The sequence below is a fragment of the Acidovorax sp. LjRoot38 genome, assembly GCF_964252975.1.
Taxonomy (GTDB): domain Bacteria; phylum Pseudomonadota; class Gammaproteobacteria; order Burkholderiales; family Burkholderiaceae_C; genus Acidovorax; species Acidovorax facilis.
Map to the genome: position 1 here is coordinate 116,920 of NZ_CAXUPT020000007.1, position 26,796 is coordinate 143,715.

The following is a 26,796-nucleotide window of genomic DNA, read 5'->3' on the forward strand; positions in this document are numbered from 1 at the left end:
TTTTCGCGGGCACAAATTGTGTTCCGTGCGAAGCAGCCGGGACGGATGGAAAAGTTTTAGGAGAATGCAATGAGAGTTTCGGCTTCGGTCAAAAAAATCTGCCGCAACTGCAAGATCATCCGCCGCAAGGGTGTGGTGCGCGTGATCTGCACGGATCTGCGTCACAAGCAGCGCCAAGGTTGATTGGAAAGTATTAGAGGACGCATATGGCACGTATCGCTGGCATTAACATTCCGCCGCACAAGCACGCGGAAATCGGTTTGACCGCCATTTTTGGCATTGGTCGCACCCGCGCTCGCAAGATTTGCGAAGCAACTGGTATCGCTTACTCCAAGAAGATCAAAGATCTTACGGACGGCGATCTGGAAAAAATTCGCGAGCAAATCGAGCAGTTCACCATTGAGGGTGACCTGCGCCGCGAAACCACGATGAACATCAAGCGTTTGATGGACATCGGCTGCTATCGTGGCTTCCGCCATCGCCGCGGTCTGCCAATGCGTGGTCAGCGCACCCGTACCAATGCCCGCACTCGCAAGGGTCCGCGCAAGGGTGCAGCTGCACTGAAGAAATAAAGATTGAAAGATCATCATGGCTAAGTCTCCTGCCAATAACGCAGCTCAGCGCGTTCGCAAGAAGGTCCGGAAGAACGTTTCGGACGGTATTGCACACGTGCACGCCTCGTTCAACAACACCATCATCACGATCACCGATCGCCAAGGCAATGCCTTGTCGTGGGCATCGTCCGGTGGACAAGGTTTCAAGGGTTCGCGCAAGTCCACCCCATTCGCAGCCCAAGTGGCTTCGGAAGTGGCCGGCCGCGCTGCCATCGATCAAGGTATCAAGAACCTTGACGTTGAAATCAAGGGTCCCGGTCCTGGCCGTGAATCTTCGGTCCGCGCACTGGGTGCCCTGGGCATCCGTATCACGTCGATTTCTGACGTGACGCCAGTGCCGCACAACGGCTGCCGCCCTCAGAAGCGTCGTCGTATCTAATCTCTCTAAGCCCACCGCCGCCTGTGAACGCGCAAGCGCCTCAGGCGGCTCCCGCAATGGTTTGCGGCAGATGACACAAAGGAAGCTCAAGTGGCACGTTACCTCGGCCCCAAGGCCAAACTCTCCCGCCGTGAAGGCACGGACCTGTTCCTGAAGAGCGCCCGTCGCTCGATCGCCGACAAGTCCAAGTTCGATTCCAAGCCTGGTCAGCACGGCCGCACCTCGGGTGCCCGTACCTCTGACTACGGTCTGCAACTGCGCGAAAAGCAGAAGGTCAAGCGCATGTACGGCGTGCTGGAAAAGCAATTCCGCCGTTACTTCGAAGCCGCTGAAGGCAAGAAGGGCAATACCGGCGCCAACCTGCTGTTCCTGCTGGAATCCCGCCTCGACAACGTCGTGTACCGCATGGGTTTCGGTTCGACCCGCGCTGAAGCCCGTCAGCTGGTGTCGCACAAGGCGATTACCGTGAACGGCAAGTCCGTGAACATTGCTTCCTACCTAGTGAAGACGGGTGACGTTGTGGCTGTGCGCGAAAAGTCGAAGAAGCAAAACCGCGTTGTGGAAGCCCTGCAACTGGCCGCACAAGTGGGTATGCCTGCCTGGGTGGAAGTGAATGCCGACAAGGCTGAAGGCATCTTCAAGAAGGTGCCTGACCGTGATGAGTTTGGCGCCGACATCAACGAATCCCTGATCGTTGAGTTGTATTCGCGCTAATCGCTCGGTACATATTTCGAGAAAACCGTCCCTGAACCGCGAGGCATCGCGGTTTAGGCGCTTCACCAGCCTTACCGGTGTAACGAGCTGGGGGTATTGAGAGGAAGTCTGAATGCAAACCAATTTGCTGAAACCCAAGGCGATCAATGTCGAGCAGCTTGGCCACAATCGTGCCAAGGTCGCACTGGAGCCGTTCGAGCGTGGGTACGGCCACACGCTGGGCAACGCCATCCGGCGCGTCCTGCTCTCGTCCATGGTGGGTTACGCAGCGACGGAAGTCACCATTGCAGGCGTTCTGCACGAGTACTCGTCCATCGATGGCGTTCAGGAAGATGTGGTCAACATCCTCTTGAACCTCAAGGGCGTGGTGTTCAAGCTGCACAACCGCGACGAAGTCACGCTGAGCCTGCGCAAGGATGGCGAAGGCGTGGTCACCGCGCGCGACATCCAGACGCCCCATGACGTCGAGATCGTCAACCCCGATCACGTGATTGCCAACCTGTCGGCAGGCGGCAAGCTGGACATGCAGATCAAGGTGGAAAAGGGCCGTGGTTACGTGCCTGGCAGCCTGCGCCGTTATGCCGACGAATCGACCAAGTCGATCGGCCGCATCGTGCTGGATGCTTCGTTCTCGCCCGTCAAGCGCGTGAGCTACACCGTGGAAAGCGCCCGCGTGGAGCAGCGTACCGACCTGGACAAGCTGGTGGTCGAGATCGAAACCAACGGTGCCATCACCGCTGAAGACGCTGTGCGCGCCTCGGCCAAGATCCTGGTGGAACAGCTGGCTGTGTTCGCACAGCTCGAAGGTGGCGAACTGGCTGCGTTCGACGCACCGGCAGGCCCGCGCGGCAATGCCACGTTCGATCCGATCCTGCTGCGTCCTGTGGACGAGCTGGAACTGACCGTGCGTTCCGCCAACTGTCTGAAGGCCGAGAACATCTACTACATCGGTGACCTGATCCAGCGCACCGAGAACGAGCTGCTCAAGACGCCTAACCTGGGCCGCAAGTCGCTCAACGAGATCAAGGAAGTGCTCGCATCGCGTGGTCTCACGCTGGGCATGAAACTGGAAAACTGGCCACCAGCTGGCTTGGACAAGCGTTAAGTTATAATTTTTGGTTCCCCGCCGGGAACAGTGCCTCGGGCAGTACCTGATACGGCTGCCTGATTTAATTACTCAAAGGAAAGCACCATGCGCCACGGACACGGCCTCCGCAAACTCAACCGTACCAGCTCGCACCGCCTCGCGATGCTGCAGAACATGATGAATTCGCTCATCGAGCACGAAGTCATCAAGACCACCGTTCCCAAGGCCAAGGAACTACGCCGCGTGATCGAGCCCATGATCACCCTGGCCAAGGAAGACTCCGTAGCGAACCGCCGCCTGGCATTCAACCGCCTGCGCGACCGTGATAGCGTGACCAAGCTCTTCAATGACCTGGGTCCTCGTTTCAAGGTGCGTCCCGGTGGCTACACCCGTATTCTGAAGATGGGCTTCCGTGTGGGCGATAACGCTCCCATGGCGCTGGTCGAATTGGTCGATCGTGCTGCTGAAACCGAAAATAATTCGGCAGCAGCTGAATAATAGGGTATAATTTATTTCTTACCGCGCGATGGAGCAGTCTGGTAGCTCGTTGGGCTCATAACCCAAAGGTCGGAGGTTCAAATCCTTCTCGCGCAACCAACATAGCAGGCTTCTGCTAAACAAAAAAGCCCACTACACAGTGGGCTTTTTTGTTTCGGCCTCTCGGGGCGTGCGGAATTGGCACTCTGGCTTTCCAGGTGATTTCTTCCAACCCGGCAAATGGCCTTTCATGTCGCTGTCATCCGGCATGGCATGTTTTCACAAACGAGGGCCTGGCCCTGGGCTATCGGGGGAGCCTTGGTGTTTGCCGCAGGGCTGATCACAGCAGCTCCATGAGCTGGCTGACTGAGGCCGAGTTTTGTTGAGAGGCTGCAAAAGCTGCCTTAACCTGACCCCTCGGCGATCCTGAGCCCGCCTGGAGGCCTTCGATCGTGGAGTCCTGCGCGGGGTGGTACCCGGCAAACTCATTTCCCGAACAGATCTGCCTTGGCTGCCTTGGTGATTGCTGCCACGCAGGGGTGCGTGATGCGTCGCTCCACAGAAATCGCAAAAAACTCCTCGACCAGTTCCGTCGTGCGGCCGATCACTTCGACACCAAACTGTGCGGTGGTTTCCTCATCCAGAACGGTCGGGGACGTGAAAACGCCACGGCCTTCGCGGCCGAAAGCATTCATCAACGCACTGTCGTCGAACTCACCCACGAGCCGTGGCTGCAACTGGTATTTGTTAAACCAGTGATCGAGCTGTTGGCGCACGGAAGACATAGGGCCTTGGATGAGCATGGGGGCGCCCTGGAGGCATTGGGGAAAGGAACCCTGTAGCTGCGCCTTCAGGCCAGGAGCGCAGAAAAAACTCATACCACTGGTTCCTAGCGGGTGGTTGAACGCCTTGACGCCGATTTTTTTGGAAACGGGTTCATCGGCCAGCACCAGATCGAGTTTGTGCAGGCTCAGTTGGGCGATGAGTTCTGGAAATTTTCCTTCCTGGCAGGTCATGTGCACCTGTTCAGGCATGCCCAAAGCGGGTTCCAGAAGGTGGTAGGCCACGGACTTCGCGATCGAGTCTGCAACCCCTACGCGAAATTCCAGCGGTTTGGCGTGGCCGCGGGAGAGGCGGATCGATTTTTCCAGCTCGTCCCCCAGCGTAAAAATCTGCTCCGCGTAACCCAGGGCGACACGACCCTCGCTGGTGAGCTCCAGCCCACGCCCCCGCTTGCGAAAGAGGTCGTGGCCTAGCCATTCCTCCAGCTGTTTGATCTGCCCAGAAAGCGTCTGGGGCGTGGTGTGTAGCTGCTCGCCTGCCCGCATCACCCCTCCGGCCTTTGCAACCGTCCAGAAATACCGCAGATGCTTGAAGTTCATGGTGATAAATGCTTCGTAAAAAACGATCAATCAACGTTGATAAAACGAATATACGCGAAGTATTAAACCGCCTACATTGAACGCTTGGCCCCTTTCCGCAGCCATTGGAGTTGCGGTCTGGAACTGTCAACGTTCACAAGGAGTAGCAACGATGCGGATTACCACCCGAGGACAACTTGCGGTATCGGCAATGACCGACCTGGCGCTGCGCCAGAAGATGCGGCCGGTAGCGCTTTCGACGATCAGCGCCCGGCAGGGTACCTCGCTGTCGTACCTGGAGCAGCTGTTCAGCGCCTTGCGCCGTGCCGGGCTCGTGGACAGCACACGCGGCCCGGGTGGCGGTTACACCCTTGCCCGAAACACAGACCAGATCTCAGTGGCCGAGATCATCCTGGCCGTCGAGAACCTCAAGACCGACGATCTGCAGAGCCTGGGTGCCGGCCAGGCTGCGCAAGTGAAGTCGATGACGGGCGAACTCTGGTCCACCTTCAACGCACGGGTGATGGAGTACTTGCAGTCGGTGACTTTGCAAGACCTTGTGGCGCAGCAGCATGCCAAGGGGGTGGTGGCCGAGGAGATGGCCCCTGCTGCCCCCCGCCCCAAGCTGAGCGCCAAGCCGCGCCCCTTGATGGCGCGGGTGGGCGTGCCAAACTCGGTGTTCGCACTGGGTTCGATCCCGCTGCTGCAACGCCGTTGAGACCGCACACCGGTTGCGCTCTGCAGTTGCGGGCGCATGCCAGTGCTCCGGGGGCGGCCTTGGCCCGCCCTCCATCAGTTTTGCGTGCGCGGGGCGGCTACAGCTGCTGCGCGAGCTGCTTGATTCCCCGGATCAGCATCTCTACCGAGATGGCGACCAGGATCAGGCCCATCAGGCGTTCAAACGCCATCACCACGCGTTCGCCCACCAGGCGCTGGATGCGTTCTGCCATCAGCAACACCACGGCGCACACGGCCATGGTGACGCACAGCGCGCCCACCCATTCCCAGCGGCGTTCCGGCGCCTGGGCTACCAGCAGCATGACAGTGGCCAGCGCTGAGGGGCCCGCCAAGGCAGGGATGGCCAGCGGCACGATCAGGGGTTCGCCCGGCAGCTCCGCCTGTGGCCCGTCAGCCGACGGAAAAATCATGCGCAGCGCGATCAGAAACAGCACCACCGCACCCGCAATCTGCAGCGACAAATCGCTCAGGTTCATCACCTGCAGAAACTGCGCCCCGAAAAACAGAAACACCAGCAGCAGCGCAAACGCAATCAGCACCTCCCGCAGGATCACCCGCGCCCGGCGCTCGGGCGCCACGCCGCGCAGGGCGTTGGCAAAGATGGGGATGTTGCCCAGCGGATCGGTGATCAGCAGGAGCAGGATGGTGGCGGACGCGAAGGTGTAGCTCACGATGCGTACACCGCGTCCAATGAGCGAAAGCCCTTGATCTCGATCGGATTGCTGCTGGGGTCGTGGAAGAACATCGTCCACTGTTCGCCCGCCTGGCCTTCAAAGCGCACCTGCGGCTCCAGCACGAAGGCGGTGCCGGCGGCCTTCAGCCGTGCGGCCAGCGCATGCCAGTCGGGCAACTCCAGGATGGCGCCAAAGTGCGGCATGGGTACCAGGTGGTCGCCCACATGGCCGGTGCGGGCACTGGCAAACGGGGTGCCCAAGTGCAACGAGATCTGGTGGCCAAAAAAATCGAAGTCCACCCAGGTATCGGTGCTTCGGCCTTCCTGGCAGCCGAGCACGTCGCCATAAAAGCGGCGCGCGGCATCCAGGTCGGTGACGTGAAAGGCGAGGTGAAAGAGGCTGCGCATCCCGTAAAGGATAGCAGCCAAGGCTGCGCTGCGGGCGCGGCCTGGAGGCCTGTCAGGTGACAGACGGGTCGGCGGCCATGTTGTCAAATTTCTTGAAATACTGGCGCGCCATGGCCACCAGCTGGGCGTCGGTCGGGTGGTCTGCAGCCACAGAGTCCACCACCACATCGGCCACCGCAGCATGGTGCTTGGCCGCCCAGTCGCGGAACTGGTTGCGTACCAGGCCCGGGCCAGCCAGCAGCACTTCACGCGTGTCGGCCAAGGCCTGGGCGACGTCGGCAAAGAAAGCGGTGAGGTCGTCGGCTTTGCCCTGGTGCTTGTGGTGGCTGCGGGACTTGATGCGCTGGGCCTCGGCATGCTCGCGGTCGAACATCACCACGTGGGCTTCGGACTGGTCCATCCAGACTACTGCGTGAAAAGTGCTCATGAATCGGCTTTCTTGAAGTGACGAAAAAAACGGGGAAAGAAGGGAAAAGGGGCCTGAATGCGTGAGCGAACTCACGCAGCACGGCGGTGTTGCTCGGCCTTTTCCTGGCAATGCACGCAGCGTGCGGCCTCGGGGGTGGCGTGCAGGCGTGCGGCGGTGATGTGGGTGCCACAGTCTGTGCATTCGCCGTACGTACCCGCTTCAATGCGGGCCAAAGCGGCTTCCACGGCGGCAAGGTGGGTGGTTTCGCGCTCGTCCAGCGCAAACTCCAGTTCACGCTCGGTGGCGAGTTGGGCACGCGGGTCCTCGGGCTGACCAAAGTGGTCGGCAGCGGCCTCGGCGCGGCCGATGACGCCCCCGCGCTGCGCGGCCAACTGGGCCAGCAGCTCGGATTGCTGGGCCAGCAATTGTTGGCGGAATGGGGCGGCCTGGGTCTTGTCCATGTGGTGTCTCCTCAAGGGTGATCGGATACCTGCATGGTGCGCTTGTGCGCGATGACCTCGGTTGACCAAGGTCAAGGGATGAAGACCCAGCGCCTGGGGCGGGTTTAGAACCGGGTCTTAGCGCTTGGGCGGCCGCGCCAGCATTTCAGCGGTGTTGGTCTTGCGATCGGCGTTCACGCGCTGCACGTGGGGGCGCTCTGCCATGCGCGTGAGGTACTCGCGCACAGGCAGATCGGCCAGGTAGTCGTGGCCATAGATGATCTTGGTGGCCGAGCTGACGAGCGGCAGGTGCACGATTGCTGCGCAGTCGGCCAGGGTGAAGGCGTCGCCGCCCACGTAGGGGCTGAACTTCGCAAGCTGACCGAAGGCGGCAATGTTTTTCTCAAGCTGCGCTCCCACCTTTTCCTTGGCGGTGTCGCTCACGGTTCCGCCAAAAAACGCCTTGGGATACAGGTTGCGTGCCACCAGCTCCAGATGCAACTCCAGAAAGGTGATCAGCTCGCGCACCTTGGCGGCCTGGTAGGGGTTGGCGGGGATCAGCGCTGGCTGGGGTGGGCTGCCTCGATGTAGTCGGCCATCACGGCCGATTCGCACAGCGGCCCCTCGGGCGTGCGCAGGTAGGGCACCTTGCCCAGCGGGCTGGCGCTGCGGTCGGTCTCGCCCACCCAGGCCAGTTCTTCGGTGAAGGGCAGGCCCTTTTCGAGCAAGGCGAGTTTGATCTTGTTGTAGTAGTTGCTGGCCGAAAAGCCGCAGAGTGTGAGCATGGTGGCGTCTCCGTTGTGGTGGTGAATGCAGCACGCATCCTAGGTGGGGGCGGGGGCGCAGTCCGTCGCGCAGATGACCCCGGTCAAGGGGTGCGCACCCAGGCCCCCTACAATTCGCACCCATGCCCTCCCTGCAAACCATTCGCAGCCTTCGCTGGCTCGCCCGCCTTGTGCTGGCGTGGTTTGTGTTGTCCATCGGCGTGGCGGTAGCGTCGCCGCTGGTCAATCCGCAGGCGATGGAACTGATCTGTTCGGGCTCGGGCGCCATCAAGCTGCTGGTCAAGACCGATGACGGCGCCAAGGAGATGTCCAGCCACACGCTGGACTGCCCCCTGTGCGCGCATGTCGGCGCTCCGCCTCCCGTGTCGCAGGCCCAGCTGCCTGTGGTCCACCCCCTGGCGCATGCCCTGCGCCCCATTCCTGCCGCTCACATTGCTGCGCGCACCGCCGCGCCGCTGCCGCCGCGTGGGCCCCCCGCCTTCTCCTGAAATTGCTATATTTTTAATAGCTGTTTGCGCTTGATGGATAAGCGCTGGCAGCCTATTTGGCTCGAAATTCAGGAGTTCCCATGCGCAAAAGTCGCATGGCGCTGGCCGTGGCCAGTGCCTTTCCCCTCGCACTCTGCGTGGGCGTTTCCGCGTTGGCCCAGACCGCCGACAGCACTGGCAACAGCAATGCCCCCGTCAAGGAACTGGGCGTGGTTACCATCAGCGGCGGCCAGCCCACCTCGCTGCCCACGCAGATTCCCACCACCATCGAGGGCGTGACGCGCGAGCAGATCGAGCATTCGATCAACGCCACCGACAGCGAAGACGCCCTCAAGTACCTGCCCAGCCTGCTGGTGCGCAAGCGCTACATCGGCGACTACAACCACGCCGTGCTATCCACGCGCGCCTCGGGCACGGGCAACCCGGCACGCTCCATGGTGTTTGCCGACGGCATTCTGCTGAGCAATTACCTCGGCAACGGCCCCACCAACGCGCCGCGCTGGATGCTGGTCACGCCCGAAGAGATCGAGCGTGTGGACGTGCTCTACGGCCCGTTCTCGGCCGCCTATGCGGGCAACTCGGTGGGCGCGGTGGTGGACTACGTCACGCGCATGCCGACGAAGTTCGAGGCGCACGGGCAGGTCAGCGTCCAGCACCAACCCTTTGACCTGTACGGCACCAACGCCACCTACGCAGGCAAGCAGGTCAGCGCGTCCGTCGGCAACAAGAACGGCGACTGGTCCTGGTTCCTCAACTTCAACAAGACCGACAGCGAGGGCCAGCCGCTCACCTTCCCCACGCGCCTTGTGTCTGCAGGCGCCGTGGGCAATGCAGGCACGCCGGTGACGGGCGCGGTGCTGGGCAACAACCGCAGCAACCAGCCTTGGTACCTGCTGGGCACGGCCACGCAGTACCACACGCAGCAAGACCACATCAAGGCCAAGATCGCCTACGACTTTTCGCCCACCGTGCGCGCCGCCTACACCTTCGGCTGGTGGCACAACGAATCCGAGGGGCTCCCCGCCAGCTACCTGCGCGACGCCAATGGCAATGCGGTGTACGGCGGCACGGTCAACATCAACGGCCGCTCGTACACGCTCGCGCCCACGGACTTCAATGTGTCCAACGAGAACCTCACGCACTTTATGCACGGGCTCTCGGTCAAGAGCCACACCAAAGGCGTGTTCGACTGGGAGGTGGCCGCCAGCCTGTATGACTACCAGACCGACACCCTGCGCGCCGCCACCGTCGCGCTGCCCGCCGCGTTGAACGGTGGCGCAGGGCGCATCGTCAACAACAAGGGCACAGGCTGGAACACGCTGGCCGCCAAAGGCACCTGGCGGCCCGATGGGGTGCAGGGCGCGTACATCGTGGACTTTGGCCTGCAGCGCGACAGCTACCAGCTGCGCACCGTGGAGAACGCCACGACGAACTGGATCAGCGGTGATGCAGGCGCCCGCAACCAGGCCTTCAACGGCGACACCCAGCTCATTGGCTTGTGGGCGCAAGACACCTGGAAGATTGCACCGAAGTGGAAGGCCGTTCTGGGCGCCCGCGCCGAGCGCTGGAGCGCCAGCAACGGCCAGACCGGCAATGCCACCACCACCGTGAGCCACCCCGAGCGCAACGAAACCTACTTCTCGCCCAAGGCTGCGGTGGCTTACCAGGCCAACGACCTGTGGGTGCTCAAGGCCTCCACTGGCCGCGCGGTGCGCATGCCCACCGTGGCCGAGCTGTACCAGGGCGGCATCAGCGGCAGCGGCGCGCTCATCAACAACGACCCGAACCTGAAGCCTGAAAAAAGCTGGACCACCGAGCTGACCGCCGAGCGCGACATGGGCAACGGTTTGCTGCGCCTCACAGCGTTCTTTGAGCGCACGAAAGACGCGTTGTACTCCCAGACTAATGTGCTCGTCACACCCAACGTGACCAACGTGCAGAACGTGGACGCCATCGCTACCCGTGGCATTGAGCTGTCGTACCAGGCTGCCAACGTCTTCGTACGCGGGCTGGAGCTGGGCAGCAGCCTGACCTGGACGGACTCCAAGATCACCCGCAACGACAAGTTCCCTGCCAGCGTGGGCAAATGGCAGCCGCGCATCCCCGAGTGGCGTGCCAGCGCCGTGGCCACGTACCGGCCCGACGACACCTGGTCGTACACCCTGGGCGCGCGCTACAGCGGCAGGCAGTACAGCACGCTGGACAACACCGATGTGAACGGTTTTGCCTACCAGGGCGCCAGCCGCTACTTCACCACTGACGTGCGCGTGCGCTACCAGATCACCAAGCAGGTCAGCGCGGCCGTGGGCATCGACAACCTGAACAACTATCAGTTCTGGAACTTCCACCCTTACCCACAGCGCACTTACCTCGCTGAGCTCAAGGTCAGTCTCTGAAAGGAATACATCCCATGTCTCTGAATACTATGAAAAAGATAGCTGTAATCGCTTTGCTGTCAGGCGCAGGAGGCCTTTTTGGCTCTGCATCCGCCCATGTGGTGCTCGAATACCAGGTCGCCCCGGCGGGCGCAGGCTACAAGGCCACATTCAAGGTGGGCCACGGCTGCGGTGCGTCGCCCACGCGGCAGATCGCGGTGGACATCCCGGCGGGCATGCGTGGCGCGCGCCCCATGCCCAAGCCGGGCTGGGCGCTGGAGGTGCAGCGCGAAAAGCTCGCTCAGCCCTATACCAGCCACGGCCGTAGCGTCACCGAAGACGTGGTGCGTGTGACCTGGACGGCCAAGACGCCGGACGACATGCTGCAAAGCGCGCACTACGATGAGTTCGCGCTCGTGGCCCAGGCGCCCGAGCAGGCTGGCACCGTGTACTGGCCCGTGCGCCAGGTCTGTGCCGAAGGCCGCAACGATTGGGTCGATGTGCCCAAGGCGGGGCAAAAACTCTCGGACCTGAAGTCCCCCGCTGCAGCGCTGGAGATTCTGCCCACGGGCGGCGCCGCTGCCCACCATCATTGACAGTCCCGCCCACGACCTGTTCTCCCTTCCATCCCTCTTCCCTTCTTCTCGTTCTCTCACTCACCGAAAGGCATCCATCATGAAAAAACTGCTTCACACTGCCGCCCTGGTTTCCACACTGGCCGCTGTACTCGCCAGCACCCCCGCATGGGCACAGACCGCTGCCGTCAAAGTCGAAGGTGCTTGGGCGCGCGCCAGCGTGCAGGGCCAGAAGGCCACCGGTGCGTTCATGCGCCTCACCGCCCAGGACGGCGCCCGCCTGGTGCGCGCCGAGTCGCCCGCTGCGGGCATCACCGAAGTGCACGAGATGAAGATGGAAGGCGACATCATGAAGATGCGCGCCGTGCCTGCGCTGGACCTGCCTGCGGGTAAGACGGTGGAGCTCAAGCCCGGTGGCTACCACGTCATGCTGCTGGACCTGAAGGCGCCGCTGGCCAAAGGCACTTCGGTGCCACTCACCCTGGTGTTTCAGGACGCCAAGGGCGTGGAAAGCAAGCTCGACCTCACCGTGCCCGTGGGCACGGCAGCACCCGGTGGCGCCACCGCAGGCACCATGATGAATGGGCATAAACACTGACATCTCCGCATCGGCGGCCGCTTCGCCTGCGCAACGCATTGGAGTAAGCTGTGACTCCACCACAGACTACCCTCGTCCACCTCTTGCGGAGCGGCCATGAGCGATACATCGAATTTCGGTTTCGGCAAACTTGTCCCCGGTTTTGACTTTCTGCAGAGCCTGGCCAAGGGGGCGTCCAACAGCATTCCGCAGTTGCCCAACCTCAGCAACTGGGTGGCGCCCACCATCAGCGTCGAAGAGCTGGAAAAGCGCATCGACGAACTCAAGGCCGTGCAGTTCTGGCTGGAGCAGAACTCGCGCGCGCTGGCCGCCACCATCCAGGCGCTGGAAGTGCAGAAGATGACCCTGGCCACCCTGAAGGGCATGAACTTCAGCATGGGGGACGTGGCCAACGCCTTCAAGCTCAAGACGGCTGACACCGTGATGAGCGGCGTACAGAAAGCCGCCGACACCGTGACGGGCGCTGCCGAGGCTGTGGCTGGTGCCGCTGCCCGCGCTACGGGACGTGTGAGTGCTGCCGAAGAAGAAGCCGAAGACGAGGGTGACGACGCCGAACCCGCTGCCCCGCCTGCCAAGGCCAAAACAAAAGGCAGCAAGGCATCGGCCGCTGCCGCGCCCACCGTGGTGGACCCCATGCAGTGGTGGGGCGCACTCACCGGTCAGTTCCAGCAGATCGCCGCCAACGCCATGAAGGATGCGGCCAAGCAGACCGCCATCGACACCACGAAGAACATGGCCACGGGTCTTGCCAAAGAAGCCCTGAAGACGGCGACCGGCATGGCCAGCCAGTTTGCCGCGAAGGGCATGCAGACCATGCAGGGCGGTGCCAAGCGCGCCGCTGCATCGGGCACCACCAAGAAGAGCACCGCTGCCAAGAAGCCTGCAGCCCGCAAAACCCCGGCAAAACCCGCCGCCAAGAAGGCCAGCAGCAGCACCCGCAGCCCAGCCGCCCGCAAGCGAGCGGGCTGACGCCAACGTGGGCGGGTGTGACAACCCGCAGGTGGTGCAATATCTGCCCGCCACCGCCCTGGCATGGAGATCACCACCATGAAACTATTTCCCACTGGCCATGCCACCCACCCCCAATGGCGCATGGCCGCCGCGCTGGTGCTGGCGCAGCTGCGCGCCCAGATGGCGTTGCCCGACTACGCTGCTGCGCCCACCCTGGGCCTGCTCTACATCACCGACCACTATGGCAACGACGCCCAGGCGCTGCTCGACTACCTGAGCGGCGAACTGCCCGAGGTCACCGACTGGAGCGGCACCGTGGGGGTGGGCGTGTCGGCCAACAACGCCGAGTACTTTGACGAGCCCGCGCTGTCGGTCATGCTGCTGGATGTGCCCGCAGACCAGTACCGCGTGTTCTCGGGCGTGGCGCCGCTGCCCACGCATGCGCCACACCCGGGCAGTGGGTTTGTGGCCCATACCGCCCTGGTGCATGCCGATGGCCGCACGCCCGAACTGGCTGAGCTGCTGACCGAGATGGCTGCACGCACCGACACGGGCTACCTGTTTGGTGGCCTCTCTGCCAGCCGCACCAGCAGTGTGCAGTTTGCCGTGGGTGGCGACGGCAACATGGCCGGGCAGGGTGGTGCCAGCGGGGTGTTTGACGGTGGCCTGTCGGGCGTGGCGTTTGGTGCCGGGGTGGCGCTGGTGTCACGTGTTACGCAGGGCTGCCAGCCCGTGGGCGCGCTGCGCACGATCACCGCCGCGCAGGACAACGTGGTGCTCGCGCTCGATGGCGAGCCCGCGCTGGACGTGCTGCTCGATACGCTGCAGGTGTCGCTGGATGGTGGCGACCCGCAGCCCGCGCTGCGCAAGGTGCGCGCCACGCTGGCCGGGCTGGTCAGCGCGGGCGAGCAGCCCCAGGGCCAGCGCCGCACGGGCCACTTTGGTACCGACACACGCGTGCGCCACATCGTGGGGCTGGACGGCAGCCGCCGGGGCGTGGCCCTGGCCGACCATGTGGAGCCGGGCATGCACCTGGCGTTCTGTCAGCGCAACGTGGCAGCGGCACGTGCCGACCTCATGCGCATCTGCGCCGAGATCCGCGAAGAACTCTCGCCCGAAGAGCTGGAGCCCGCGTCGCTGGTGTCGTCGTCCAGCGCGGATGGCGAGATGGCCGCTGCCAACAGCGCCTCGGGCGCCAGCGCGGCGCCCCAGGCAGGGCGGCGAATCTGTGGGGCTATCTATGTGAGCTGCTCGGGCCGGGGCGGCCCGCATTTTGGCGGGCCCAGCGCCGAGCTGCAGATCGTGCGCCACGCGCTGGGTGACGTGCCGCTGGCCGGGTTCTTTGCCGGTGGAGAAATTGCGCACCACCACTTGTATGGTTACACCGGGGTGCTCACCGTTTTCGTTGACGACGACCCGCACGCCCGCTGAGCGGCTGAGCCGTTTCGCCCGCAGGGAACGCCAGGGCGGGCCCTGGCGGAGACGGTGCCCCATGGAGGGGCCAGGTCAGCCCGCGCCGTTGTCGTCTGCTTCGGCCTTTTCCTCGGGGGTCAGGCGCGTGGCCAGGATCTTGTCGATGGTCTTGCCATCCATGTCCACCACTTCGAGCTTCCAGTCCTCCCACTGCACGGTGTCCGTCACCTTGGGCAGGCGGCCAGTCAGCAGCATGATCATGCCGCTCAGCGTGTGGTAGCGGCCGCGTTCTTCCTCGGGCACGGCATCCAGGTTCAGGCGGTCTTTCAGCTCGGGCACGGGGATGTGGCCGTCCAGCAACCAGCTGCCGTCCTCGCGCTGCAGCGCCCAGGAGGTCTCCGGGTCGCGCGGCTGAAACTCGCCGGTGATGGCCTCGATCAGGTCCTGCAGCGTGACGATGCCCTGCACCTCGCCGTATTCGTCGATGACAAACGCCATGTGGACGTCAGACAGGCGGAAGTTGTCCAGCAGCTCCATGCCCGTGATGGTTTCGGGCACATACAGCGCTGTCTGCAGTGGCTGGTCGGCCAGGCCGCCGCGCGCCTTGTCGCGCAGCGTGCGCGACAGCCACTGGCGCGCGTTGATCACGCCCAGGATGTTGTCCATGCCGCCGCGCACCACCGGAAAGCGTGCGTGGTCGGATTCTTCGATGCATTTGAGGTTGTCTTCAAACGACGCATCCATATCCAGACACACCACATCACCACGCGGCACCATCAGCGAGCCGATCTGGCGGTCGTCCAGGCGGAACACATTGCGCACCATGGTGTGCTCGTGCGATTCGATCACGCCCGCAGTGGTGCCCTCCACCAGCATGGCGTGGATCTCTTCTTCGGTCACCGGGCTGCCGCTGGTTTCCTTCACACCCATCAGGCGCAGCAGCGTGCGAGTGGAGGTGGACAGCAGCAGCACAAACGGCTTGGTGGCCAGCGCCAGAAAGTTGATGGGCCGCGCCACCAGGCGGGCAAAGGTCTCGGGGTACGACTGGCCGATGCGCTTGGGCACCAGTTCACCCACCACGATAGAGAAATACGTGATCAGCACCACCACCAGGCCGGTGGCCGCGTAGCTGCCAAAAGGCATGGGAACGCCCAGTGCTTCAAGCCACAGCGCCAAGGGCCCAGCCAAGGCGGCCTCACCCACGATACCGTTCAGCACGCCAATCGATGTGATGCCGATCTGGATGGTGGAGAGAAAACGCGTGGGGTCTTCGCCCAGCTTCACGGCAGCGGCGGCGCCGCTATCGCCCTCATCAATCAGCTTTTGCAACCGGGCTTTGCGGGCCGTGACCAGAGCGATCTCGGACATGGCAAACAGGCCGTTGAGAAGGATGAGGGCGAACAGTATTGCTATTTCCATACAAAGGGCGCCTTGCGCGCCCTTGGGTGTTGAGAAGCGACCAATTGTAAGGACAGGGGCCAGAGACCCTGCGCTGGCTCCTAGCCACCTTCGGTCGGGAGGCCCGTTTCGTCCCACTCGGGCAGTCCCCCCCGCAGCCAGTACACCGACTGGAACCCCTTGGCTGTGGCCACCTTGGCAGCTTTGTAGGACTTCCAGCATTCGGCGCCATTGCACGCAAAAATTACCGGCTTGGCCTTGTCCACGCCCTGAAGCTTGTCCAGCGCCTGGAAATCATCCTGCGCGGCATTGAAGGCCACGTCCTTGAGGCTCTTTTCCACATACGCTGCAAACACGGCGCCCCGGATGCGCTTGGTCTTGAATTCCTTCTCGGTGCGGGTGTCCACCAGCGTGGCGCCCTGCACCAGCAGGGTCTGGGCCTCGCGCGCAGTGATGCGCTTCACCCCAGGCAGACTCGTGGGGGTGAACAGCCCCAGCTCGGCCACACGTCGGTACTCAACAGCCTCCGGGCGCACGGAGGCTGGCGGCAGGCCGCTGGCGGAGGACGACGCGCTGAACCACTGGGCCAGCTTGTTGCGCGCATCCGCCGGCAGGTCTTTTTTCACCACGATGGAGAACCCGCCTGGCACCGGCTGCGATGTAGCCAGCACCCGCGCAAGGCCGGGGTGCGCTGCCGACCATTCCGCCCAGTCGTCCTCGCGCACCACAGTGGCATCCGCCGTGCCCAGAGTCAGGGCTGTCAGGCCGGCCTGGGGAAATTTCTCGTACTGCACCGCGCGCAGGTCCTGGAACGACAGCCCCGCCTCATTGAGCATGCCGCGCGCCATGTAGGTGTAGACCGAATCCTGCTGGGGCAGGTAGAGCCGTCGGCCCTTCATGGCAGGCACCGCAGCGATCTGCTGCAGCCCGACCAGCAGGTATCTGTCCGATTTGTGCGTGGCGCCCACCAGCTCGTAGCCGCGTTGCAACGCAGACGCAGCCACCTGGGCAGGGCCAATGAAGATGTCATATCCCGCGCTGCGCGTGGCGCGCATCACGTCGGCCAAGTCGTCGCTGGTGGTCAGTGCCACGGGCTGGCCAGCGGCCTTCGACAGGCCCGATTCGGCGGAGGTGCGCAGGATGGAGTGCGCCGCCTTGCGGGCCGTGGGCTCCACGGCCACGATGGCCGTCAGCTGGGCCTGTGCGGCGCTGCAACACAGCCATAAGCCAAGTAGCAGTCCCAGCGGGCCGCGGGTCGATTTTCTGGTGATGTTCATTGCGCGGTTCCTCTCCCCAAAACGAACCGCGAATATGCCCAGGGCCCCCGCACCTGCGTACGAATGTTTCTGATCTTTTGTTTTTGTTACTCCTGCTAACGAAGCCGTACGTGCGGCGCGCAGAGCTCCCGCACAGAATGCGGGCTGACCCGATCCCTGTGCCTGCCGGGTGGGCGGGGGCAACAAAGAGTTTTTGTCCATCCCATTATTTGGAGACGTTTCCATGAAAGATTCGATGACCCTGCCGCGCCGCCACATGCTGGCCGGAAGTGCCGCCGCCTTGAGCGCGCTCGGCTTGGCTGGATGGGCCGGCGGTGCGCGTGCCCAGCAGGCAGCAGCCGCAGCCAAGCCGCTGCCCGCGTATGCAGGATGGAAGTCACCGGATGCGCTGATCGTGCACAGCAGCAGCACTCTCGAAACCCGTCGCTCCGCGTTTGGCACCAGTGTCATCACGCCGTCCAACCAGCTGTATGTGCGCAACAACCTGCCCGCGCCCGACGCCGCCATCCTGGACAACCGTGATGCCTGGACCGTGGCGATCGAAGGGGTCAAGAGCCCGCGCAGCCTGACCCTGGCCGAACTCAGGACGCTGGGCGTGGAAACCGTGGCCACCGTGCTGCAGTGCTCGGGCAATGGCCGGGGCTTTTTCCCCAGCAAGCCCAGCGGCACGCCCTGGTCGGTAGGCGCTGCCGGTTGTGTGGTCTGGAGCGGCGTGCCACTGCGCAACGTGGTGGCCGCCTTGGGCGGGCTGGCCGATGGTGCTGCCTACCTGACCGGCACGGGCGGCGAGAAACTGCCCGAAGGTGTGGACCCGCTCACCGTGCTGGTGGAGCGCTCGGTGCCCGTGAAGGCGATGGACGACGCACTGCTGGCCTGGGAGATGAACGGCGAGCCGCTGTCGCTCGCGCACGGCGGCCCGCTGCGGCTGGTGGTGCCCGGCTACCAGGGCGTGAACAACATCAAGTACGTCAAGCGCGTTGCGTTTACCAGCGCACAGTCGCAGGCGCGCATCATGTCGCACGGCTACCGCATGTCGCCGCCCGGCAGCAAGGCCAGCCCCGACCAGCCTTCGGTGTGGGAGATGGGCGTGAAGTCCTGGATCAACGGCCCCTTGCCCGACAAGGGGGCACTCAAGCCCGGACAGGTGCAGGTGCATGGCGTGGCCTTTGGCGGCACGCGCGGCATCAAGGGCGTGGAGGTGTCGGCCGATGGCGGCAAGACCTGGTTGGCGGCCAAGCTCATCGGCCCCGACCTGGGCCCCTTTGCCTGGCGGCAGTTTGCGTTGCCCGTGCGCCTGGAGGCGGGCACCCATGTGCTGGCCAGCCGAGCCACCGACACGGCAGGCAATGTGCAGGCCGAGCAGCGCGAGGAAAATCTGGGCGGCTACAACAACGCCAGCTGGCGCGACCACGCCGTCACCGTGACCGTGGCATGACATCGCTCCCCCCTGAGGCGCTTTGCGCCTTCCCCCCGAAGGGGGGACGCCACCCGTGGCCTGGCAGAGCCAGTTCCACGGTGGCACTGGCATGGGTGCGCGCCGCTATCGAACGGCCTCGGGTGCCGCAAGGCGGTTTGCTGGTAGGGCTAGCGTTACTGTGGGCGGGTGCCAGCTGGGCCGCCGAGCCGGCCGAGCTGGCGCGCGGCAAGGAGCTGTTCACCAAGATCCAGCCCGCCTGCGCGGTGTGCCACACGCTGCAGGCCGCCGGGGCCGAGGGCCAGGTGGGTCCGGTGCTGGATGAGCTGAAACCCGACGCGGGCCGCGTGTTGCGCGCGCTGAAGGCAGGCATCGGCGTGATGCCCTCCTATGCCGAGCGCATGAGCGAAAAGGACATGTTGGCCGTGGCGCAATTCGTGGCGCACGCCACGGGCGCGGCCAAGTAGGCGCGGCCTCTCGCGGCGGTTGCAGCAGCGTTGCCTCGCTGCAATCGCGCGCTGCTTCAGGCCGCCGTGCGCGACGGCACCAGCGCCGCGCCCGCCGCGCGCCCCTGCAACCCCTGGAACGCAAAGTCCACCTCTGGCACGCGGCCGCTCACGATGTCTGCCAGGGCCTTGCCCGAGCCGCAGGCATGCGTCCAGCCCAGCGTGCCGTGGCCGGTGTTGAGGAACAGGTTGCCCACCTTCGTCTTGCCGATTAGCGGCACGTTGCTGGGCGTGGCGGGGCGCAGGCCACTCCAGAACTGGGCCTGGCTCGCGTCGCCCGCGCCAGGGAAAAGCTGTTCCACACGCCGCACGATGGCCTCGCAGCGCACCTGGTTCAGGTGGCGGTCGTAGCCGTTCAGCTCGGCCGTGCCTGCAATGCGCAGGCGATCACCGCCGCGTTCGCTGGTGTAGCGCGAGAATACGAGCTTGAACTCGTCGTCTGTCAGGCTCACCTGGTGCGCCTTGCTGGCGTCTTTCACCGGCATCGTCACCGAGTAGCCCTTGGCTGGGTAGATCGGCAGGTGGATGCCCAACGGCTGTGCCAGCAGCGGGCTGAACGAGCCCATGGCCAGCACAAACGCATCGCCGCGCACGCGCTCGAAGCGGCCTTCGGCATTGGTCACTTCCACGTGGTCGATGCGGCCAGCCACTTCACGCAATGCGGTGATGTGGTGGCCCATGCGGAACTGCACGCCCGCCGTCTCGCACAGCTTGGCCAGCTCGCGCGTGAACTGGTTGGCATCGCCCGATTCGTCCTCGGCCGTGTAGGTGGCGCCCGCCAGTTGTGGGCGGATGTGGGCCAGCGCTGGTTCAAGGCGCACGGCCTCGTCGGCGCTGATGACCTGGCGCTCGCAGCCCAGCTGGCGCATCTGCTCGGCCGGGGCCAGCGCGCCGTCGAATTCCTTTTGGTTGGTATAGAAGTGGAGGATGCCCTGCGTGCGCTGGTCGTACTGGAGGCCGGTTGCCGCGCGCAGCTGCTGCAGCGTGTCGCGGCTGTAGGTGCCCAGGCGCACGATTTGCTCGATGTTGTGGCGCGTGCGCGCTGGCGTGCAGTTACGCAAAAAGGACAGGCCCCACAGCCACTGGCGCATGTCGGCGCGGATGCGGAACAGCAGGGGCGCATCCTCCTTGCCCAGCCACTGCAGCACCTTGAGCGGCGCGCTGGGGTTGGCCCAGGGCTCGGCATGGCTCACCGAGATCTGGCCGCCGTTGGCAAAGCTGGTCTCGGCGCCGGGCGCACCCTGGCGGTCGATGACGGTCACGTCGTGGCCAAGTTGTTGCAGGAAATAAGCCGAAGTCACGCCGAGCAAGCCGGCGCCCAAAACGATCACGCGCATTTTTGAAGCCTTTTAAGGGTTCAGCGCTTGATGGATGTGCGTTGGCAGCTATAAATTAAATAGCAAGCAGCCAGCGCGCGTCCGCCAAGCTGCCGCTCCCCCTGTCCTTGGTACCTGAGAGATTCACCGCGCTGCCCACATGGCACGCGGTTTGCTCCTTCGGTGCGCCTCCACGCTGCTGACAGGTGGTGGCGGCTCTCCAGACGGCTTTGATAAATGGTGCAGTACGGGACCTGAGCGTGTATGGGAGTTTGCGCCTTCGGTGCAGCGGTGGGCCTTGTGGCCTGTCGTGCTCTCCTGCGGGGGCCATTCTAGGAGGGTGCGGGCGGCGGTGGGGTGTTTGGGGCGGCTAATGGGCGGCAATCGTTGCTGATGCTGGCGGCGACATGGGTCGCCATAATTCGGCGATTTGACTTGCCCCCAGGACGCTTTCCCCATGCCCGATACCGCCTTTGACCCCTTCGCCAGCGCCGCCGTGATCACCATGGCGCGCCAGGGACGCACGCCCCGGCCGCTGGATTTGCCCGTTGCATTGCGCCCTCGCGATGCGGCCGAGGCCTACGCCGTGCAGGACGCCGTAGTGCGTGAGCGGGGCGAAATTGTGGGCTGGAAGGTGGGCGCCGCGTCGCCCCAGGTCCAACCCGCGCGTGCGGCGCTGACCCGCGACTCGGTGTGGGTGGAGCAGCCTCGCCAGGAGGTCAACTTGTCGGCCACAGGCTTTGCCGTGATGGGGGTGGAGGCGGAACTGGTGTACGAACTGGGCACCGACCTGCCCCCGCGCGAGACGCCCTACAGCGCGGCCGAGGTGCTGGCCACCATGGTGTCGGTGCGTGCCGCCATTGAGGTGTGCGACACGCGCTTTGCCGCCTGGGCACAACAAGGGGAGTGGAGTCGCTTGGCCGACCAGGCCTGCCATGGGGCGCTGATCGTGGGTTCGGGTTCGACCGATGTGGCTTCGGTGCAGCCCTTGGTGCAAGGGGTCAGCCTGTCGGTGAACGGGTCGGTGGCCGTGCAGCACGCCACCTGGGGTAACCCGGCAGGTGATCCGCTGCGGCTGCTGGTGTGGCTGGCCAACGAAGGCGCGCGCAGCCTGGGAGGGCTGCGCGCAGGGCAGTGGGTGACCACCGGGTCCTGCACCGGCACCGTGATGGTGGCGCCGGGCACGGTGGTGGTTGCCGACTTTCCTGGTGTCGGTCGCGCCGAGGTGAAATTCGACTGAACCGTTTCGAGGATCGTGGAACGCGGCAGATCAGTTGCGGCGCGGGTTGTCCGGCTGGCTGTCGCGGCGGTTGGACACGCCGTCACCGTCGCGATCACGGTCATTGCGGTTGGAGATGCCATCGCCATCGCGGTCCCGGTCGTTGCGGTCGGCAATGCCGTCACCGTCACTGTCCCAGCGGCCCCGCTGCATTTCCCAGCGGCCATCGCGTTCCACCCATTGGGGCTGCCGGTACTGGTAGCCGCTGCGCGCTTGTACCCAGTGGCCCTTCACCCAGCGGTGGCGGTTGCCGCGCCATTCCCAATGGCCTTGTTCCCACACCTGGCCACGGCGTGGGCGCGGCACGGCTTCGTACCGTGGCGGTGGGGGCGCGGGAATCACCTGGTAGGTCTGCGTGGGCTGGTACCCACGCTGTGGCTGGTCGGACTGAATGACGACGGTGCCCTGGATGGCCGCGTGTGTCGGTACGAGGGGCAGCAGTGCCATCAGGGCGATGGCGGCTGCGGTCAGTGTTTGGCGGGTCATGGTGGTCTCCGGGGTGATTCCTGGCGAAATCGGTCTTTGCATGGTGGCGGCCTGGTGCGCGGCGCCACGTAGGTGCTCAGCGGGGGCGGGCGTAGGCCAAAGGGGGGAGTGGGCGCGGGGCTCGCGAGCCTCCGCGCTCCTTCCGCTCCTTCAGTTGTTCACTCTCTCAATCGTTCAATTGCGGTAGGGGTTGTCCGGGCGGCGGTCGTGCCGATTGGGAACGCCGTCTCCGTCACGGTCGCGGTCATAGCGGTTGGACACGCCATCGCGGTCTCGGTCGTGGTGATCGCGGTCGTAGCGGTTGGGAACACCATCGCCATCGCGGTCACGGTCATAGCGGTTGGGGATGCCGTCGCCATCACGGTCCCAGCGGCCGGGGCGCAGGTCCCACCGGCCGCCGTGTTCCACCCAGCGCGGCTCGCGGTAGTAGTAACCAGGGCGGGCCTTGACCCAGTGGCCCTGGACCCAGACATGGCGGTGGCCGCGCCAATCCCAATAGCCGGGCACCCACACCATGTTGTGCCGAGGGCGGGGCGCCACTTCATGGCGGGGGGGCGGTGGTGGGCCGTATTGCACCACCATGGGCGCTGGCGCCTGGTAGTGGTGGGGCTGCCCCGACTGGATGACAACAGTGGCGCTGGTCTGTGCCTGCGCCACCGTTGCGGCGCCCAGAGACAGCAAGGCGATGGAAACAGCGGCGAGTGCATTGCGGGCCATGGTGATCTCCTCAGAATGATTCCTTGCGGAACCGGATACTTCATGGTGCAGATGCTGCGTCAAGCCGGTGTAGGCGAATTGCGAAGTCTTGTGAAGTTGTGTTTCCTGCAGCAGGAGCAGCAGCGGTTTCCGTGATTTTTCTCACACTTCTGGCAAGCTGCCCACCCCGTGAACATGGTGCGGCCCTTCAGCGCCACCACACCAGCGCCGCCACCACGAGCAACGCAAACCAGGCCGGGTGTCGGCCCTCAGTGGCATAGAACACCAGCACGCCGCTGGCCAGCGTGGCGACCCCGGCCACATCGGCCACCCAGGCTCCCAGGTCCGCGTCCAGGGGCGCGGTCCCCAGGCGCCACATCAAGGCGCTCAGGGCCCAGCCCAGCACGGTGGCCAGGTGCCAGGTGCCCCACAGAATGCGCACCTGCCACTCCCGCAGCACGGGCCGTCCGCCGGTGGGCACGATGCCCTCTGTGCGCAGGGCGCGAAACACCAGCAATTCACCCAGCACCGAGTGCGCAACACCCACCAGGGCGAGGCCCCCGGCTGCCAGTACCAGCGCAGTATTCATGGACAGTTTCTAGTTCAATCAGGATGGTGGAAGGTGCAGACGCAGCGCATCAACCGCCTTTTTCGCCTTCAGCGCTTTGGGGCCAGCACAGGGCCAGCGCGGGCGGCAGCGCCAGCCAGAAGCCGGAGGAAGGCATGAGCACAATGCCCAGCACCGTGAGTGCCAGCAACCCGGCACCCAGCCCGCGCAAAGGAACGGGCGCCAGGGCAGCGTTGCGTTCGGCCAGCAGGATGGCCCAGCCCAGCAACGCGAACAACACGCCGAACAGTACAAACCAGACCACGGCGCCCACGGCCGGGTCTTTGTGTACGCTGTTGAAAACGCCGCGCCGCACGATCTCTTGCAGCTGGGTCGGAAACACGACGGCGGCATACAGCGTGTGCAGCACCGCCACGGCCAGCATCCACTGGCCCTTCCAGCGGTTGCGAAACGGTATGGCCGTAGAGCGAGGGGAGGGGGAAGTCTGTGAGGTCATGTGGGTGGGGTCCTATGAAGGAAGAAGGGCGGGGCAATGCGTGTGGACACGCGCGCCCAGCCCCGTAAGCAGGTGCATGAGGCCCATCCACATGCGCTCGAACGCGGGCATCTCGCCGGGCACCTGCACCAGGTGCTTGCCCAGCATGCGCTGGTGCCGTCCGGCCGTGATGGGTGGCGGCGTCTTGACGCCAAAATCGAAAATCGGTTGCGTGAAGGGCTCCATCTGCCAGGCCTGCATGTCAGCCAGTGCGGGCGCGAGTTCGGCGGTGTAGGCCGACACGGTGAGGCGGGCGTTGACGAGTCCGAGTGCCTGGTAGGCCTGCAGCACCAGCGCGTCTCGCTGTGGGTCGGTGGCAGGCCTCAGCAGGGCGGACCATGCCTTTGTCACCTGGGTGCGAAAGTGCTCCGACAGGCTGCGCGTGCAGCCAAAGTCCAGCACGCCCACGGTGCCATCGGGTGCGAACAAGAAATTGCCCGGGTGCGGATCGGCGTGCACTCGGCCCAGCACAAAGAGGCAGTGCATGAACCAGTCCCACAGGTGCTGTCCGGCCCGGTCGCGCTGCGCCTGCGTGGGCTGCGAGGCCAGCCAGTCCTGCAGATGCTGGCCCGGCAGAAACTGCTGTGTGAGCACCTGGGCCCGGGTGTGCGACAGGATGGGCTGGGCCAGCACCACGCCTGGCAGCGCCGCGTGCTGTGCAAACCACTGCAGTTGTTCGGCCTCCTGCAGGTAATCCACCTCGCGCAGCAGCGTGGCCTCGATCTCGGTCATCACGCTGTCCACCACGGTGTTGGCGGGCAGCGGCATGTCGGTATGGGCCAGGGCGCGCAGCGCGGCGCGCATGAGCTGCATGTCGCTGGTGATGGTGGCGGCGATGCCGGGGTACTGCACCTTCACGGCTACCGTGCCGTGGCCTGCCAGCTGCGCGCGGTGCACCTGGCCCAGGCTGGCGGCGGCGAAGGCGGTGGGTTCGAAGTGTTCAAACAGTGCCTCGGGCTCCTGCCCGAAAGCTTGGCGGAACACGCGGCCCACCAGCGCGCGGTTGAGTGGCGGGGCCTGGTGGTGGGCGCGCGCCAGCTCTTGCCGCACACCGTCGGGCAGCAGGCCGGGGTGCATGCTGAGCAACTGCGACACCTTGAGCGCCGAGCCCCGCAACTGGCCCAGCGCGCCAAAGAGGATGCGGCCGAGGGCGGCTTCGTGGTCGGCCTGTGCTTGGGCAGATGGCGTGCGCACGCGGTGCCCCAGCTGGGCCATCCCGATGCGCGCGGCAGCGATGCCCGTGATGGTGCCGCGCGCAAGGCGGCTGGTGCGCGGCGGTTCAGTGCGTGCCATGGTCTGCCAGGCGTTGCACCATGGCCCGTGCGATGCGGCGGTGAAAGGGTGTCACCACCGCCATGTAGGCATGCCCGAGCGTGTTGTGGATGTGCACCACGGTGCTGAGCACCATGGTCGGCGGCCCAGAGGTCTCGGTCCGTCCGCTGTGCTTGGTCAGTGCAACCTGCACGTCGAGGTGCCTGTCGTCCTGGCCCATCACGACTTCGGTGTCGCTCAGGTGGCGGATGCGGAAGATGCCCACGCGGTCGCCCACACGGTAGCTGCTGGCCTCGCGCAGCGATTTGCCGCTGGCGGGCGGGTACCCATCGTGCAGTTGCCCCAGGTCCTTCAGGCCCACCAGCCGCACCAGCTTGTTGCGCACGGTCATGAGCATTTGTGTCCAGCGCGGCGTGCGGGCCACCACGTCCAGCCAGGCCTGCAGGGCGGTGTGGGATGGCTGGCCGTCAGCCACCTCGTAGGCATCAAAAAAATGGGCGCCGGGCAAGCTTGCATGGATGGCGGTGCCTGCGGGCACCTGCGTTTCGCGCACGGTGGGGGCGGTGGTCATGCGGACTTCCACTTGCGTGGTGCGGCGGCGGGCTTGGCGGTGGTGCTGGGGGGCGGGACTGGGCTGGCTGCGCGTGGTTTGCGCGGCGTACGGGGCGGCTTGGAAGGCTCTGGCGCTGCGGGTGAACCGGCGTTTGCCGTGTGGGCCTGGTGTGCCTGGGGAGTGCTGTAGGGCGCGCTGGCCATGGCCTGCTTGGCCAGCTGCAGCATCCCCATGAGGCCGCTGCTGTGCTGCACCATGCGGGCCATCTGGCTGCGCAGCACAAAGCCGCCCAGTTGCAGCACGCGATTGACGAGCCCGCCACGCAGTGCCTGCACCAGCACACCCAGCGAAAGGTCCACCAGCTGCGCGGTGTCGGCAAATTCGTCGGAGGTGTCGGCCAGCCAGTAGGTCACCACACCGGCCAGGTAGTCGGTGTAGAGCCCACCCGCCATGCCCTTGAAGTCGCAGGGCTCGATTTCGCCACTGGCCTCTGCCGCTTCGAGAAAGCTGGCGACGGCCTCGCGCAGGCTCTGGCGCGCCGCCAGGGGCTCGGCCAGCATCGACAGCGGCGAGCGCCGCGCCAGACTGCGCACCTGGGCCACAAATTCGCGGTCGGCCAGCAGGCGCTCCAGCACGGCGTCGGTCAGGCGCTGCAGCTTTTCCTGCAGCTGATAGCCCGCGAAGCCTGGCGTCTGCAGGGTTTCGGCCAGCGCCTGGTGGCCCACATCGTCCAGGTAGCCGAGCACGATGCGGTCCTTGGTGGGGAAGTACTTGTAGATCGTGGCGTCGCCAATGCCTGCTGCACGCGCGATGTCTTTCATCGTCGTGCCGTCAAAGCCCTGGCGGGTCATGAGGTCCACCGCGCTGGCCACGATCTGGCGGCGCGTGGCGTCTTGTTGCTGGCGGGTGGTTTTCATTTGACTATCTTTAAATAAACAAAATTTGTTATTTAAAGAATAGTATTTTCTGTTTGTTGCGTCAAGCAGGGGTGGCACAGCACAGCTGCTGGCG

At 64.7% G+C, this 26,796-nt stretch carries 31 protein-coding genes, 1 tRNA gene, 1 pseudogene and 1 riboswitch; of the genes and pseudogenes, 17 read left to right on the forward strand and 16 right to left on the reverse strand.

What is annotated here, in order from left to right; all coding sequences use genetic code 11:
* Nucleotides 1–69: 69 nt before the first annotated feature.
* The 7 genes from rpmJ to ACSQ22_RS14675 all read left to right on the forward strand — a co-directional run bounded on the left by rpmJ (nt 70) and on the right by ACSQ22_RS14675 (nt 3,391).
* A complete protein-coding gene (gene rpmJ / locus ACSQ22_RS14645; RefSeq protein ID WP_005793651.1) occupies nt 70–183 on the forward strand; it encodes a 50S ribosomal protein L36 in 114 nt (37 codons plus the stop codon).
* Nucleotides 184–206: 23 nt separating this feature from the next.
* Nucleotides 207–572, forward strand: a complete 366-nt coding sequence (gene rpsM, locus ACSQ22_RS14650) for a 30S ribosomal protein S13 (RefSeq protein ID WP_008906516.1) — start codon at nt 207–209, stop codon at nt 570–572.
* A 16-nt stretch (nt 573–588) separates the two neighbouring features.
* The gene (gene rpsK / locus ACSQ22_RS14655; protein WP_005793662.1) at nt 589–993 is read left to right on the forward strand and encodes a 30S ribosomal protein S11; all 405 of its coding nucleotides are present in this window, start codon (nt 589–591) and stop codon (nt 991–993) included.
* A 90-nt stretch (nt 994–1,083) separates the two neighbouring features.
* Nucleotides 1,084–1,707 (forward strand): 30S ribosomal protein S4, encoded by a 624-nt coding sequence (gene rpsD, locus ACSQ22_RS14660; protein WP_055395681.1) that lies wholly within the window; start codon nt 1,084–1,086, stop codon nt 1,705–1,707.
* 112 nt (nt 1,708–1,819) lie between these two features.
* Nucleotides 1,820–2,812 carry a DNA-directed RNA polymerase subunit alpha gene (locus tag ACSQ22_RS14665; RefSeq protein WP_008906514.1) on the forward strand — a complete coding sequence of 331 codons (993 nt, stop codon included), beginning with the start codon at nt 1,820–1,822 and terminating at the stop codon, nt 2,810–2,812.
* An 87-nt stretch (nt 2,813–2,899) separates the two neighbouring features.
* Nucleotides 2,900–3,292 carry a 50S ribosomal protein L17 gene (gene rplQ, locus ACSQ22_RS14670; RefSeq protein WP_008906513.1) on the forward strand — a complete coding sequence of 131 codons (393 nt, stop codon included), beginning with the start codon at nt 2,900–2,902 and terminating at the stop codon, nt 3,290–3,292.
* Between the two features lie 22 nt (nt 3,293–3,314).
* A tRNA-Met gene (locus ACSQ22_RS14675) sits at nt 3,315–3,391 on the forward strand.
* 365 nt (nt 3,392–3,756) lie between these two features.
* Here ACSQ22_RS14675 and nhaR read toward each other — a convergent pair.
* The gene (gene nhaR, locus ACSQ22_RS14680; protein WP_176887295.1) at nt 3,757–4,653 is read right to left on the reverse strand and encodes a transcriptional activator NhaR; all 897 of its coding nucleotides are present in this window, start codon (nt 4,651–4,653) and stop codon (nt 3,757–3,759) included.
* A gap of 151 nt (nt 4,654–4,804) precedes the next feature.
* On the opposite strand from nhaR, the gene ACSQ22_RS14685 reads away from it, so the two are divergent.
* Complete coding sequence (locus ACSQ22_RS14685; RefSeq protein WP_055395341.1) at nt 4,805–5,350, forward strand: Rrf2 family transcriptional regulator; 546 nt, start codon at nt 4,805–4,807, stop codon at nt 5,348–5,350.
* A 97-nt stretch (nt 5,351–5,447) separates the two neighbouring features.
* Here ACSQ22_RS14685 and ACSQ22_RS14690 read toward each other — a convergent pair whose 3' ends face one another.
* From ACSQ22_RS14690 to ACSQ22_RS14710, 5 genes and pseudogenes are all read right to left on the reverse strand, one after another.
* Nucleotides 5,448–6,041, reverse strand: a complete 594-nt coding sequence (locus tag ACSQ22_RS14690) for a MarC family protein (RefSeq protein WP_055395343.1) — start codon at nt 6,039–6,041, stop codon at nt 5,448–5,450.
* On the reverse strand, nt 6,038–6,451 hold the full coding sequence (locus ACSQ22_RS14695; protein WP_436130831.1) for a VOC family protein: 414 nt from the start codon (nt 6,449–6,451) through the stop codon (nt 6,038–6,040). The genes ACSQ22_RS14690 and ACSQ22_RS14695 overlap by 4 nt, the downstream gene beginning before the upstream one ends.
* A gap of 52 nt (nt 6,452–6,503) precedes the next feature.
* Nucleotides 6,504–6,878, reverse strand: a complete 375-nt coding sequence (locus ACSQ22_RS14700; protein WP_436130739.1) for a hypothetical protein — start codon at nt 6,876–6,878, stop codon at nt 6,504–6,506.
* A gap of 71 nt (nt 6,879–6,949) precedes the next feature.
* Entirely contained in the window at nt 6,950–7,321 is a 372-nt protein-coding gene (locus tag ACSQ22_RS14705) for a TraR/DksA family transcriptional regulator (RefSeq protein WP_055395348.1), read from the reverse strand.
* Nucleotides 7,322–7,438: 117 nt separating this feature from the next.
* Nucleotides 7,439–8,085: pseudogene (locus tag ACSQ22_RS14710) on the reverse strand (glutathione S-transferase).
* Nucleotides 8,086–8,207: 122 nt separating this feature from the next.
* Here ACSQ22_RS14710 and ACSQ22_RS14715 point away from each other — a divergent pair.
* The 6 genes from ACSQ22_RS14715 (at nt 8,208) to ACSQ22_RS14740 (ending at nt 14,503) form a co-directional block, all read left to right on the forward strand.
* The gene (locus ACSQ22_RS14715) at nt 8,208–8,573 is read left to right on the forward strand and encodes a DUF2946 family protein (RefSeq protein ID WP_055395352.1); all 366 of its coding nucleotides are present in this window, start codon (nt 8,208–8,210) and stop codon (nt 8,571–8,573) included.
* Nucleotides 8,574–8,653: 80 nt separating this feature from the next.
* Nucleotides 8,654–10,969: a TonB-dependent receptor gene (locus ACSQ22_RS14720; RefSeq protein WP_436130740.1), complete on the forward strand. Its 2,316-nt coding sequence runs from the start codon at nt 8,654–8,656 to the stop codon at nt 10,967–10,969.
* A gap of 14 nt (nt 10,970–10,983) precedes the next feature.
* Nucleotides 10,984–11,544 carry a YcnI family copper-binding membrane protein gene (locus tag ACSQ22_RS14725; RefSeq protein ID WP_436130741.1) on the forward strand — a complete coding sequence of 187 codons (561 nt, stop codon included), beginning with the start codon at nt 10,984–10,986 and terminating at the stop codon, nt 11,542–11,544.
* 79 nt (nt 11,545–11,623) lie between these two features.
* A complete protein-coding gene (locus tag ACSQ22_RS14730) occupies nt 11,624–12,121 on the forward strand; it encodes a copper chaperone PCu(A)C (RefSeq protein ID WP_436130742.1) in 498 nt (165 codons plus the stop codon).
* Between the two features lie 96 nt (nt 12,122–12,217).
* A complete protein-coding gene (locus ACSQ22_RS14735) occupies nt 12,218–13,090 on the forward strand; it encodes a PhaM family polyhydroxyalkanoate granule multifunctional regulatory protein (protein WP_436130743.1) in 873 nt (290 codons plus the stop codon).
* A 78-nt stretch (nt 13,091–13,168) separates the two neighbouring features.
* On the forward strand, nt 13,169–14,503 hold the full coding sequence (locus ACSQ22_RS14740; RefSeq protein WP_228899136.1) for an FIST signal transduction protein: 1,335 nt from the start codon (nt 13,169–13,171) through the stop codon (nt 14,501–14,503).
* Between the two features lie 75 nt (nt 14,504–14,578).
* On the opposite strand, the gene ACSQ22_RS14745 is transcribed toward ACSQ22_RS14740, so the two are convergent.
* Both ACSQ22_RS14745 and ACSQ22_RS14750 read right to left on the reverse strand, forming a co-directional pair.
* The gene (locus tag ACSQ22_RS14745; RefSeq protein ID WP_055395363.1) at nt 14,579–15,904 is read right to left on the reverse strand and encodes a hemolysin family protein; all 1,326 of its coding nucleotides are present in this window, start codon (nt 15,902–15,904) and stop codon (nt 14,579–14,581) included.
* 80 nt (nt 15,905–15,984) lie between these two features.
* Complete coding sequence (locus ACSQ22_RS14750; protein ID WP_436130744.1) at nt 15,985–17,160, reverse strand: PhnD/SsuA/transferrin family substrate-binding protein; 1,176 nt, start codon at nt 17,158–17,160, stop codon at nt 15,985–15,987.
* A gap of 223 nt (nt 17,161–17,383) precedes the next feature.
* Here ACSQ22_RS14750 and ACSQ22_RS14755 point away from each other — a divergent pair, with 223 nt between their 5' ends.
* Both ACSQ22_RS14755 and ACSQ22_RS14760 read left to right on the forward strand, forming a co-directional pair.
* A complete protein-coding gene (locus tag ACSQ22_RS14755; protein ID WP_436130745.1) occupies nt 17,384–18,595 on the forward strand; it encodes a sulfite oxidase in 1,212 nt (403 codons plus the stop codon).
* 137 nt (nt 18,596–18,732) lie between these two features.
* Entirely contained in the window at nt 18,733–19,041 is a 309-nt protein-coding gene (locus ACSQ22_RS14760) for a c-type cytochrome (RefSeq protein ID WP_099731962.1), read from the forward strand.
* A 56-nt stretch (nt 19,042–19,097) separates the two neighbouring features.
* Here ACSQ22_RS14760 and ACSQ22_RS14765 read toward each other — a convergent pair whose 3' ends face one another.
* A complete protein-coding gene (locus tag ACSQ22_RS14765) occupies nt 19,098–20,417 on the reverse strand; it encodes a D-amino acid dehydrogenase (protein ID WP_436130746.1) in 1,320 nt (439 codons plus the stop codon).
* Nucleotides 20,418–20,508: 91 nt separating this feature from the next.
* A riboswitch (glycine riboswitch) is annotated at nt 20,509–20,630 on the reverse strand.
* A gap of 223 nt (nt 20,631–20,853) precedes the next feature.
* Between ACSQ22_RS14765 and ACSQ22_RS14770 the strand changes: the two genes are divergently transcribed.
* Nucleotides 20,854–21,636, forward strand: coding sequence for a 2-keto-4-pentenoate hydratase (locus tag ACSQ22_RS14770; RefSeq protein WP_436130747.1), 783 nt, complete (start codon nt 20,854–20,856; stop codon nt 21,634–21,636).
* Between the two features lie 30 nt (nt 21,637–21,666).
* Here the strand turns inward: ACSQ22_RS14770 and ACSQ22_RS14775 are convergent, their stop codons facing one another.
* The 7 genes from ACSQ22_RS14775 to ACSQ22_RS14805 form a co-directional block, all read right to left on the reverse strand.
* Nucleotides 21,667–22,161 carry a YXWGXW repeat-containing protein gene (locus ACSQ22_RS14775; RefSeq protein WP_121421379.1) on the reverse strand — a complete coding sequence of 165 codons (495 nt, stop codon included), beginning with the start codon at nt 22,159–22,161 and terminating at the stop codon, nt 21,667–21,669.
* Nucleotides 22,162–22,335: 174 nt separating this feature from the next.
* Entirely contained in the window at nt 22,336–22,878 is a 543-nt protein-coding gene (locus ACSQ22_RS14780) for a YXWGXW repeat-containing protein (RefSeq protein ID WP_121508377.1), read from the reverse strand.
* 187 nt (nt 22,879–23,065) lie between these two features.
* Entirely contained in the window at nt 23,066–23,446 is a 381-nt protein-coding gene (locus tag ACSQ22_RS14785; RefSeq protein ID WP_055402010.1) for a hypothetical protein, read from the reverse strand.
* A 49-nt stretch (nt 23,447–23,495) separates the two neighbouring features.
* Nucleotides 23,496–23,921, reverse strand: a complete 426-nt coding sequence (locus tag ACSQ22_RS14790; protein WP_436130748.1) for a DUF6463 family protein — start codon at nt 23,919–23,921, stop codon at nt 23,496–23,498.
* Between the two features lie 12 nt (nt 23,922–23,933).
* Nucleotides 23,934–25,253, reverse strand: a complete 1,320-nt coding sequence (locus ACSQ22_RS14795) for an ABC1 kinase family protein (RefSeq protein ID WP_436130749.1) — start codon at nt 25,251–25,253, stop codon at nt 23,934–23,936.
* Entirely contained in the window at nt 25,240–25,803 is a 564-nt protein-coding gene (locus tag ACSQ22_RS14800; RefSeq protein ID WP_055402004.1) for a DUF2867 domain-containing protein, read from the reverse strand. Before ACSQ22_RS14800 ends, ACSQ22_RS14795 begins: the two co-directional genes overlap by 14 nt.
* A complete protein-coding gene (locus tag ACSQ22_RS14805; protein ID WP_436130750.1) occupies nt 25,800–26,702 on the reverse strand; it encodes a TetR family transcriptional regulator in 903 nt (300 codons plus the stop codon). Before ACSQ22_RS14805 ends, ACSQ22_RS14800 begins: the two co-directional genes overlap by 4 nt.
* Nucleotides 26,703–26,796 lie beyond the last annotated feature (94 nt).